Here is an 11,385-nt window from a genome sequence, read left to right on the forward strand (position 1 = left end):
CCGCTCCAGCGTCTCCAGGCAATGCCCCTGAGTCTCCCCGGGCAGGCCGACGATCAGATGCGCGCAGACCTTCAGCCCGCGCTCTCGCGCCAGACGCGCGGTGCGCTGGTAGCATGCGAAATCATGCCCACGGTTAATCCGATGCAGGGTTTTATCATGGGCGGTTTGCAGTCCCAGCTCCAGCCATACCTCATACCCCTGCTCATGATACTCACTCAGCAGATCGAGGACCGCCTCCGGCACGCAGTCCGGACGGGTGCCGACGCAGAGGCCGACGATATTCGCCTGGCTGATGGCCTGACGATACATCGAGCGGAGCACCTGCACTTCAGCGAAGGTGCTGGTATAGGCCTGGAAATAGGCCAGATAGCGCTTTGCCCGGTTGACGAGCTGCGCCTGATGAGCGAGCTGTTCGGCGATGGAGCGATGCTGCTGCGCCTCATCGGCAAAGGAAGCCACATTACAGAAAGTGCAGCCGCCGCGGCCCAGCGTGCCGTCGCGGTTCGGGCAGCTAAAACCGCCGTGCAGCGTCAGCTTATGGACCTTTTCGCCATAGCGGCGCATAAGATCCCCACCAAACATATTGACTAATTTCTGTAACTGCATATTCTGATAGACCGGCCTCAACAAAGGGGGCCAAGCCTGCCACTTTTTGTCACCGACGGCGATGACCTGGATCAATCGTCAGCGCGGCGGCCACCCTCATTGCATAAACAATCATGATTACTGCAATTTCATTCACCTCTGCGGTGATGAGTTTTCCTTATATTTCACCTGCGGATAGCCCTAATCTTCTTCACGGCAAAAAACAGTATTAATATCCACCATGAAAATACATTGCAGTCAAATATGCTAACAGTGGAATATATTTCAGCGCATAACGGTAACGCAAAGCCGCGCGCACAGTGAGACAGATCACACTAGCCTTACCCTCAGCAGGCGTATCAAGAGCACAAAAAATGGTTCTATTTATTTTTAAAACAATAAGTTAACGCCTGTATAGCACATTTTTGTATTAATAAGATTGCCATTTGACGTAAGTGTGGATTCCCGATAAGTTGGGGATCCGCTGGAAGCTTTCTGGATGAGCACTCTGCTCATCATATTTATGCAGTAATTGAGATTCCCTCTTAACAGCAAGTCCTCAAACTTGTGTACCGATGCGAAAAGGATTTAAAGAGGGCGAATGCGAGGTGCAAACCCCGTCGCCATGCTCTTTCTGTGCCTGTGCGCAATCGGTATCGGAGGGTGTCCGTAGAGCCTGGGGAGGTTCACTGATATGTTGTACGACAAATCCCTTGAGAGGGATAACTGTGGTTTCGGCCTGATCGCCCACATAGAAGGCGAACCTAGCCACAAGGTAGTGCGAACCGCGATACACGCACTGGCCCGCATGCAGCACCGTGGCGCAATCCTTGCCGATGGTAAAACCGGCGACGGTTGCGGTCTGCTGCTGCAAAAACCCGATCGTTTCTTCCGCATCGTTGCTGAAGAGCGCGGCTGGCGTTTAGCCAAAAACTACGCCGTTGGGATGCTGTTCCTGAATAAAGATCCTGAGCTGGCTAAAGCGGCGCGCCGCATCGTTGAAGAAGAACTTCAGCTTGAGACCCTGTCGATTGTCGGCTGGCGCGATGTGCCGACCAACGAAGGCGTCCTCGGTGAAATCGCCCTCTCCTCGCTGCCCCGTATTGAGCAAATCTTTGTGAACGCCCCGGCTGGCTGGCGCCCGCGCGATATGGAGCGCCGTCTGTTTATTGCGCGTCGTCGCATTGAAAAACGCCTGCAGGAAGACAAAGATTTCTACGTTTGTAGCCTGTCCAACCTGGTCAACATCTATAAAGGTCTGTGTATGCCGGCGGATTTGCCGCGCTTCTACCTGGACCTCGCGGACCTGCGCCTGGAGTCGGCTATCTGCCTGTTCCACCAGCGCTTCTCCACCAACACCGTGCCGCGCTGGCCGCTGGCGCAGCCGTTCCGTTACCTGGCGCACAACGGTGAAATCAACACTATCACCGGCAACCGCCAGTGGGCCCGCGCCCGTACCTATAAGTTCCAGACCCCGCTGATCCCGGATCTGCACGACGCCGCGCCGTTCGTGAACGAAACCGGCTCTGACTCCAGTTCAATGGACAACATGCTGGAGCTGCTGCTGGCCGGCGGGATGGATATCGTGCGCGCCATGCGCCTGCTGGTGCCGCCAGCCTGGCAGAACAACCCGGATATGGATCCGGAGCTGCGTTCGTTCTTCGACTTTAACTCTATGCACATGGAGCCGTGGGACGGCCCGGCGGGCATCGTCATGTCCGATGGCCGCTACGCTGCCTGTAACCTCGATCGTAATGGCCTGCGCCCGGCGCGCTACGTCATTACCAAAGATAAGCTCATCACCTGCGCCTCTGAAGTCGGTATCTGGGACTACCAGCCGGACGAAGTGGTCGAGAAAGGCCGCGTGGGCCCGGGCGAGCTGATGGTTATCGATACCCGCGCCGGACGCATTCTGCACTCGGCGGAAACCGATGACGATCTGAAGAGCCGCCACCCGTACAAAGAGTGGATGGAGAAAAACGTTCGTCGCCTGGTGCCGTTCGAAGATCTGCCGGAAGAAGAAGTCGGCAGCCGCCAGCTGGATGACGACACGCTCGCCAGCTACCAGAAACAGTTTAACTACAGCGCGGAAGAGCTGGACTCCGTTCTGCGCGTGCTCGGCGAAAATGGCCAGGAAGCAGTCGGTTCGATGGGCGATGACACGCCTTTCGCCGTGCTCTCCAGCCAGCCGCGCATTATCTACGATTACTTCCGTCAGCAGTTCGCCCAGGTGACTAACCCGCCTATCGATCCGCTGCGTGAAGCGCACGTCATGTCGCTGGCCACCAGCATCGGTCGCGAAATGAACGTCTTCTGCGAAGCGGAAGGCCAGGCCCATCGCCTGAGCTTCAAATCGCCGATCCTGCTGTACTCCGATTTCAAACAGCTGACGACGATGGAAGAAGAGCACTATCGTGCCGACGTCCTCGACATCACGTTTAACCCGGCAGAGGCCTCGCTCAGCGAGACGGTGAAAGCCCTGTGTGACAAAGCAGAGCAAATGGTGCGCGAGGGTACCGTGCTGCTGGTGCTGTCCGACCGCAACATCGCCAAAGACCGTCTGCCGGTACCGGCGCCGATGGCCGTTGGCGCGATCCAGACCCGTCTGGTCGATAAAAGTCTGCGCTGCGATGCCAACATCATCGTTGAAACCGCCAGCGCCCGCGATCCGCATCACTTTGCGGTCCTGCTCGGCTTCGGCGCGACCGCTATCTATCCGTACCTCGCCTATGAAACGCTGGCGAAGCTGGTCGACAGCAAAGCTATCGATAAAGCCTACCGTGCGGTGATGCTGAACTATCGCAACGGTATCAACAAAGGTCTGTACAAAATCATGTCGAAGATGGGGATCTCCACCATCGCGTCCTACCGCTGCTCGAAGCTGTTCGAAGCCGTCGGTCTGCATCGCGAGGTTTCCGATCTCTGCTTCCAGGGCGTGGTCAGCCGCATCGGCGGCGCCGGCTTCGACGATTTCCAGCAGGATCTGCTGAATCTGTCGAAACGCGCCTGGCTGGCACGTAAGCCACTGGCTCAGGGCGGCCTGCTGAAGTTCGTGCACGGCGGTGAATATCACGCCTACAACCCGGACGTGGTTCAGACCCTGCAGAAGGCCGTGCAGAGCGGCGAATACAGCGACTATCAACAATACGCGAAACTGGTTAACGAACGTCCGGCGGCCACGCTGCGCGATCTGCTGGCGCTCAATCCAGGCGAAGACGCTATCAGTATCGACGACGTAGAACCGGCGAAAGAGCTGTTCAAACGCTTCGATACCGCGGCGATGTCGATCGGCGCGCTGAGCCCTGAAGCACACGAATCGCTGGCGGAAGCGATGAACAGCATCGGCGGTTTCTCTAACTCCGGTGAAGGCGGTGAAGACCCGGCGCGCTACGGCACCAATAAAGTGTCGCGCATCAAGCAGGTCGCGTCCGGCCGCTTCGGCGTCACGCCAGCCTATCTGGTCAATGCCGACGTCATCCAGATCAAAGTCGCCCAGGGGGCGAAGCCGGGTGAAGGCGGTCAGCTGCCGGGTGATAAAGTCACCCCGTACATCGCCAAACTGCGCTATTCCGTACCGGGCGTGACGCTGATCTCCCCGCCGCCGCACCACGATATCTACTCTATCGAGGATTTGGCACAGCTGATTTTCGACCTCAAGCAGGTCAACCCGAAAGCGATGATTTCGGTCAAACTGGTTTCTGAACCGGGTGTTGGCACCATCGCCACCGGCGTGGCCAAAGCCTATGCCGACCTGATCACCATCGCCGGCTACGACGGCGGTACCGGGGCGAGCCCGCTCTCATCGGTGAAATATGCCGGCTGTCCGTGGGAGCTTGGCCTGGTGGAAACCCAGCAGGCGCTGGTCGCTAACGGTCTGCGTCATAAGATCCGTCTGCAGGTGGACGGCGGCCTGAAAACCGGCCTCGATATCATCAAAGCGGCGATCCTCGGCGCAGAGAGCTTCGGTTTCGGTACCGGCCCGATGGTCGCGCTGGGCTGTAAATACCTGCGTATTTGCCACCTGAACAACTGCGCGACCGGCGTGGCGACTCAGGATGACAAACTGCGTAAGAACCACTATCACGGTCTGCCGTTCAAAGTGACCAACTACTTTGAATTTATCGCCCGTGAGACCCGCGAGCTGATGGCCCAGCTGGGCGTCAAGCGTCTGGTGGATCTGATTGGCCGCACCGATCTGCTCAAAGAGCTGGATGGGTTTACTGCCAAACAGCAGAAACTGGATCTGGGTAAACTGCTGGAGACCGCAGAGCCGCATCCGGGCAAAGCGCTGTACTGCACCGAGAACAACCCACCGTTCGATAACGGTGTACTCAACGCGCAGTTGCTGCAGCAGGCGAAACCGTACGTGGATGAAAAGCAGAGCAAAACGTTCTGGTTCGATATCCGCAATACCGACCGCTCCGTGGGGGCCTCGCTGTCCGGTTATATTGCCCAGACCCATGGTGACCAGGGACTGGCCGGGGATCCGATCGTCGCCCACTTTAGCGGCACCGCAGGCCAGAGCTTCGGCGTGTGGAACGCCGGTGGCGTAGAGCTGCATCTGACCGGCGATGCCAACGACTATGTCGGGAAAGGCATGGCGGGCGGTCTGCTGGCCATTCGTCCTCCGGTCGGCTCTGCGTTCCGCAGCCATGAAGCCAGCATTATCGGCAACACCTGCCTGTACGGCGCGACCGGTGGTCGTCTGTACGCCGCAGGCCGCGCAGGCGAGCGTTTCGCCGTGCGTAACTCCGGCGCCATTACCGTGGTGGAAGGCATCGGTGACAACGGCTGTGAATATATGACCGGCGGCATCGTCTGCGTGCTCGGTAAAACCGGCGTCAACTTTGGCGCAGGGATGACCGGCGGCTTTGCTTATGTCCTGGATGAAGATGGCGACTTCCGTAAACGCGTGAACCCGGAACTGGTGGAAGTGCTGGACGTTGATTCTCTGGCTATCCATGAAGAGCACCTGCGCGGTTTAATCACCGAACATGTGCAGCTTACCGGTTCGCAACGTGGCGAAGAGATCCTCGCCAACTGGCCGGCCTTCTCCGCGAAGTTTGCGCTGGTTAAACCGAAGTCCAGCGATGTTAAAGCACTGTTGGGTCACCGTAGTCGTTCCGCAGCTGAGCTGCGGGTGCAGGCGCAGTAAGGGGTTAAGATGAGTCAGAACGTTTATCAATTTATCGACCTGCAGCGCGTTGATCCGCCAAAGAAACCGCTGAAGATCCGTAAAATTGAGTTTGTGGAAATTTACGAGCCGTTTTCAGAAGGCCAGGCCAAGGCGCAGGCAGATCGCTGCCTCTCCTGCGGCAACCCGTACTGCGAATGGAAATGCCCGGTGCATAACTACATCCCGAACTGGCTGAAGCTGGCCAACGAGGGGCGTATTTTTGAGGCGGCTGAGCTGTCGCATCAGACCAACACCCTGCCGGAAGTCTGCGGGCGCGTTTGCCCGCAGGACCGCCTGTGTGAAGGTTCCTGTACGCTGAACGATGAGTTCGGCGCGGTGACCATCGGCAACATCGAACGCTATATCAATGACAAAGCGTTTGAAATGGGCTGGCGCCCGGATCTCTCCGGCGTGAAGCCGACCGGTAAAACCGTCGCTATCATCGGTGCTGGCCCGGCGGGCCTCGCCTGTGCCGACGTGCTGACCCGCAACGGCGTCAAAGCGGTGGTGTTTGACCGCCATCCGGAAATCGGTGGCCTGCTGACGTTCGGTATCCCGGCGTTCAAGCTGGAAAAAGAGGTGATGACCCGCCGCCGTGAAATCTTCACCGGCATGGGTATTGAGTTCAAACTCAATATCGAAGTGGGCCGCGACGTGCAGCTCGACGACCTGCTGAAGGAGTACGATGCCGTGTTCCTCGGCGTCGGGACCTATCAGTCGATGCGCGGCGGACTGGACAACGAAGACGCCCCGGGCGTCTACGACGCGCTGCCGTTCCTGATCGCTAACACCAAGCAGATCATGGGCTTCGGTGAAACCGCTGATGAGCCCTACGTCAGCATGGAAGGCAAACGCGTGGTCGTGCTCGGCGGTGGCGACACCGCGATGGACTGCGTGCGGACCTCCATTCGTCAGAATGCGGCGCACGTGATCTGTGCCTATCGTCGTGACGAAGAGAACATGCCGGGTTCAAAACGCGAAGTGAAAAACGCGCGTGAAGAAGGCGTTGAGTTCCAGTTCAACGTCCAGCCGCTGGGTGTGGAAGTGAATGCCAATGGCAAAGTGTGCGGCGTGAAGATGGCGCGCACCGAGATGGGCCAGCCGGACGCGAAAGGCCGCCGTCGCGCGGAGATCGTCGCCGGTTCTGAACACGTGGTGCCGGCTGATGCGGTGGTAATGGCCTTTGGCTTCCGTCCGCACAGCATGGAGTGGCTGGCGAAGCACAGCGTCGAGCTGGACTCTCAGGGCCGCATCATCGCGCCGGAAGGCAGCGACAACGCGTTCCAGACCAGCAACCCGAAAATCTTCGCCGGTGGCGATATCGTTCGCGGTTCCGACCTGGTGGTCACTGCGATTGCCGAAGGCCGTAAAGCGGCGGACGGGATCCTGAACTACCTTGAAGTCTGACTAGGCTCTGAGCCTCAGCGCATAAAAGCCCGATGGTTAACGCCATCGGGCTTTTTTATTGCTCATTCGCCGGGCAAACCGCCGCTTTCAGCGCCGAATTATACCAGCCGCAGATATGCTCTAAACGGGTGATCGCCGATCCGACGGTTACCGCCCACGCACCGCAACGCATCGCCTCAGCCGCCTGCGCAGGCGTATTGTAGCGCCCCTCGGCGATGACTCTGCAGCCCGCGGCGCTCAGGCTTTTCACCAGCGCCAGGTCCGGTTCGTCCGGTGTCTCCTCTGCGGTATAGCCTGAGAGGGTGGTGCCAACCATATCGAAACCCAATTGCCAGCATTCAAGGGCATCGTCGAGAGAGGAACAATCTGCCATCGCGTTTTTCCCCTGGCGGTGAATTGCCGCCAACAACGATGCGACAGAGGCCGGACGCTGACGCCGCGTGCCGTCAACCGCAATGATATCGGCCCCCGCCTGCGCCAGGGCATTCACATCCTCAAGCCACGGCGTAATACGCACCGGGCTATCATGCAGATCGCGCTTAATCAGCGCGATAATGGGCACCGTCACTAACGGACGAACGGCATGCAGGTTGGCCAGACCTTCTATGCGCAGCGCCACCGCCCCCGCCTGCTCTGCCGCCAGCGCCATCGCCGCGACGATGGCGGGGTTATCCAGCGGGCTGCCCGGTACCGGCTGACAGGAGACAATTAACCCGCCGTCATGGCGAATACGCCGATCCAGTTGTGCAAGTAAAGACATAACTGCTCCCTGAAAGATAAGTGTGGCAATAACAGTATCAGCCGCAGGACGCGTGATGTGTGGCGGGGTTAACAAAGCAGGCAGGCAAAAAAAAACAGGCCCCGGAGGGCCTGTCAGGCGTTACTTCACAACGCGGAGCGCCGGGCGACCACCGCGCGGCGGCGGCGTGTCGTCAGGATCGTCGTCGTGATTATCCGGCTTATCGCCATCAATCACCGACATCACCGTTTCGCTTTCGCTCTCAGGCGCGACGTCATCATCGTTGAGGCTGCTGACATCTTCGTCATAGGCCGCCTCAGGTTCGAACATCGTGCCAGCGCCGTTCTCACGGGCATAGATGGCGAGTACCGCAGCCAGCGGGACGGAAACGTTGCGCGGAACGCCGCCAAAGCGCGCGTTAAAACGCACCTCGTCATTCGCCAGCTCCAGATTGCCGACCGCACGCGGGGCAATATTGAGAACGATTTGACCGTCGCGCGCATACTCCATCGGTACGAGCACGCCCGGCAGAGTGACATCCACTACCAGGTGCGGCGTCAGCTGGTTATCCAGCAGCCACTCATAAAACGCCCGCAATAAATACGGACGACGCGGCGTCAGCTGTGATACATCCATTATTTAGCCCCGACCGAGGCGCATTTCACGCTCGGCTTCAGTTAAAGAAGCGAGGAAGGAATCACGCTCAAATACGCGAGTCATGTAGCCTTTGAGCTCTTTCGCGCCTGCGCCAACCAGTTCCACACCGAGAACCGGCAGACGCCACAGCAGCGGCGCCAGGTAGCAATCTACCAGGCTGAACTCGTCGCTCAGGAAGTAAGGTTTCTGGGTGAAGACCGGCGCGATAGCCAGCAGTTCTTCACGCAGCTGCTTACGCGCAGCATCAGCTTGTGCTGCGGTACCGCTCTGGATGGTATTCATCAGCGAATACCAGTCCTTCTCGATACGTTGCATATACAGGCGGCTTTCTCCACGCGCCACCGGATAAACCGGCATTAACGGCGGATGCGGGAAACGCTCATCCAGATACTCCATAATGATGCGAGATTCCCACAGAGTGAGCTCACGATCCACCAGCGTCGGTACGCTTTGATTCGGGTTGAGGTCAATCAGATCCTGAGGTGGGTTGTCCTTCTCCACGTGCTCTATCTCAAAACTGACACCCTTCTCAGCCAGCACAATGCGGACCTGATGGCTATAGATGTCAGTAGGACCAGAAAACAGCGTCATTACCGAACGTTTGTTGGCAGCGACAGCCATGAAAACCTCCAGGTATATTCAGAATTTTGTACTGCTGCCAGTCACTCATGACCGGCCAGATGTAAAAACCCCAGTAGCGCGATGTCACCTTCGTTCACGAATAAAACAAAAAATGAACAATCACCAGCATTTGGGCAGAAAATTGGATGATAGTTTACCAGATTTTGAAGACGTTGTGGTGAGGGGATTCTGGAAATGCTGAAAAAGTGGCGAAAAGCGGCGGCATGATTGTGGATAACAGCCGTTTTATCCATAAAAAAACCCGCCGGAGCGGGTTTTTTCGCAAATTGTTCTGCGTGAGCAGAAAACAATTAACGTTTGGAGAACTGCGGACGACGACGTGCTTTACGCAGGCCGACTTTCTTACGTTCAACCTGACGAGCATCACGAGTAACGAAGCCTGCTTTACGCAGTTCGCCACGCAGAGACTCATCGTACTCCATCAGAGCGCGGGTGATACCGTGACGGATCGCACCAGCCTGACCAGAGATACCACCACCTTTAACAGTGATGTACAGATCCAGTTTCTCAACCATGTCGACCAGTTCCAGCGGCTGGCGAACTACCATGCGGGCAGTTTCGCGACCGAAGTACTGTTCCAGAGAACGCTGGTTGATAACGATTTTACCGTTGCCCGGTTTGATGAAAACGCGAGCTGCGGAACTTTTGCGGCGACCAGTGCCGTAGTATTGATTTTCAGCCATTGCCTATAATCCCGATTAGATGTCAAGAACTTGCGGTTGCTGTGCCGCGTGGTTGTGCTCGTTACCCGCGTAAACTTTCAGTTTACGGTACATAGCACGACCCAGCGGGCCTTTTGGCAGCATGCCTTTAACCGCGATTTCAATCACACGCTCAGGACGGCGGGCAATCATCTCTTCAAAGGTCGCTTCTTTGATACCACCGATGTGGCCGGTGTGGTGGTAGTACATTTTGTCTTCGCGCTTGTTGCCGGTTACAGCAACTTTTTCTGCGTTCAGAACGATGATGTAATCACCGGTATCAACGTGCGGAGTGTATTCCGCTTTATGCTTACCGCGCAGGCGACGAGCCAGTTCAGTAGCCAGACGGCCCAGAGTTTTACCGGTCGCGTCAACAACATACCAGTCGCGTTTTACGGTTTCTGGTTTAGCTGTAAAAGTTTTCATTAAAAGCTTACCCAAATAATAAGTTACACGTTGGTGAACACCCAAACGTTTAGTCAGTTGAGGTTCACACGACATTGTCCAGCAAACCTACCCCTTCGAATAGCCTATGCCGGCACATAGAAAGTTTCGGGAAAAAAACCTTCTCGTAACGTGGGGTCGCAAGATTATAGAGAAGTCGGGGTCAAAGATCGACCCCTTTATGAGATTTTTCAGGCAGGTCCCGGGGCAGCCTTCCGGCCCTGAATCTGCCGGGAAAAAGTGCCCTGTCAGGGCATGTGCGGGCGCTTGAGGTACTCTTCGCTCTGCATTTCCTGCAGACGCGACAGACAGCGTTGAAACTCAAACTTCAGCCGCTCACCCTGATAAATGTCGTACAGCGGCACCGCGGCGCTGACCACCAGCTTCACGTGGCGCTCATAGAACTCATCCACCAAGGCGATAAAGCGCCGCGCTTCGCTCTCCAGCTGCGCGGTCATCACCGGCACGTCGAGCAGCATCACGGTGTGGAACAGACGGGAGAGCGCAATATAGTCATGCTGGCTACGGGCATCCACACACAGCGTGGCGAACGATGCCGCCAGCGTCTGGTTTTCGACGCCAAGCGTGGGCAGCTCGCGGTGGTTAATCTCCAGCGTCGGGCCGACAGCCGCGCGCGGCGCCCCGGCTAGCGCCAGCCACAGTTTATCCATCTGGTCGTGGGTTTCACTGTTCAGCGGCGACAGCCACAGGTGCGCCTGCGTCAGCGTACGCAGACGATAATCGATGCCGGCATCGACGTTCATAATATCGCAATGCTGCTTGATGGCGTCGATAGCAGGCAGAAAACGAGCGCGCTGCAGGCCATTGCGATAGAGCTCATCCGGCGGAATATTGGAGGTGGCGACCAGGGTGATGCCGCGGGCAAACAGGGCTTTCATCAACCCGCCCAACAGCATAGCATCGGTAATATCGGAGACGAAAAACTCGTCGAAACAGAGCACATCGGTTTCCGCTTTAAAGCGGTCGGCGACAATCTCCAGCGGGTCGCTATGTCCCTGCAGGGTGGTCAGCTC

Annotated in this window: 10 protein-coding genes; 2 read left to right on the forward strand and 8 right to left on the reverse strand. The window is 57.4% G+C overall.

The annotated features are described in order from the left end of the window. Positions 1 to 606 (reverse strand): TIGR01212 family radical SAM protein (locus tag CWM53_RS06815; RefSeq protein WP_100750742.1); only part of this gene is annotated, 606 nt, incomplete at its 3' end. 673 nt (positions 607 to 1,279) lie between these two features. On the opposite strand from CWM53_RS06815, the gene gltB reads away from it, so the two are divergent. Together gltB and gltD are read left to right on the forward strand one after the other, a co-directional pair. After that, positions 1,280 to 5,740 carry a glutamate synthase large subunit gene (gene gltB, locus CWM53_RS06825; RefSeq protein ID WP_008806660.1) on the forward strand — a complete coding sequence of 1,487 codons (4,461 nt, stop codon included), beginning with the start codon at positions 1,280 to 1,282 and terminating at the stop codon, positions 5,738 to 5,740. A gap of 9 nt (positions 5,741 to 5,749) precedes the next feature. Then, positions 5,750 to 7,168 (forward strand): glutamate synthase subunit GltD, encoded by a 1,419-nt coding sequence (gltD, locus tag CWM53_RS06830; RefSeq protein ID WP_074387485.1) that lies wholly within the window; start codon positions 5,750 to 5,752, stop codon positions 7,166 to 7,168. A gap of 55 nt (positions 7,169 to 7,223) precedes the next feature. Here gltD and CWM53_RS06835 read toward each other — a convergent pair whose 3' ends face one another. From CWM53_RS06835 to zapE, 7 genes are all read right to left on the reverse strand, one after another. Next, on the reverse strand, positions 7,224 to 7,928 hold the full coding sequence (locus CWM53_RS06835; RefSeq protein WP_100676245.1) for an N-acetylmannosamine-6-phosphate 2-epimerase: 705 nt from the start codon (positions 7,926 to 7,928) through the stop codon (positions 7,224 to 7,226). A 120-nt stretch (positions 7,929 to 8,048) separates the two neighbouring features. Then, a complete protein-coding gene (gene sspB, locus CWM53_RS06840) occupies positions 8,049 to 8,543 on the reverse strand; it encodes a ClpXP protease specificity-enhancing factor (RefSeq protein WP_008806663.1) in 495 nt (164 codons plus the stop codon). Between the two features lie 3 nt (positions 8,544 to 8,546). After that, on the reverse strand, positions 8,547 to 9,185 hold the full coding sequence (gene sspA / locus CWM53_RS06845) for a stringent starvation protein SspA (RefSeq protein ID WP_002918467.1): 639 nt from the start codon (positions 9,183 to 9,185) through the stop codon (positions 8,547 to 8,549). Positions 9,186 to 9,226: 41 nt separating this feature from the next. Then, a complete protein-coding gene (locus tag CWM53_RS30860; RefSeq protein ID WP_136049768.1) occupies positions 9,227 to 9,439 on the reverse strand; it encodes a hypothetical protein in 213 nt (70 codons plus the stop codon). A 57-nt stretch (positions 9,440 to 9,496) separates the two neighbouring features. Next, on the reverse strand, positions 9,497 to 9,889 hold the full coding sequence (gene rpsI / locus CWM53_RS06855) for a 30S ribosomal protein S9 (protein WP_000829815.1): 393 nt from the start codon (positions 9,887 to 9,889) through the stop codon (positions 9,497 to 9,499). Positions 9,890 to 9,904: 15 nt separating this feature from the next. Continuing rightward, a complete protein-coding gene (gene rplM / locus CWM53_RS06860) occupies positions 9,905 to 10,333 on the reverse strand; it encodes a 50S ribosomal protein L13 (RefSeq protein ID WP_002918559.1) in 429 nt (142 codons plus the stop codon). Between the two features lie 266 nt (positions 10,334 to 10,599). Then, the coding region (zapE, locus tag CWM53_RS06865) for a cell division protein ZapE (protein WP_100750741.1) at positions 10,600 to 11,385 on the reverse strand (786 nt) is incomplete at its 5' end.

The organism is Klebsiella sp. A-Nf5 (assembly GCF_002810545.1).
GTDB lineage: Bacteria > Pseudomonadota > Gammaproteobacteria > Enterobacterales > Enterobacteriaceae > Klebsiella > Klebsiella variicola.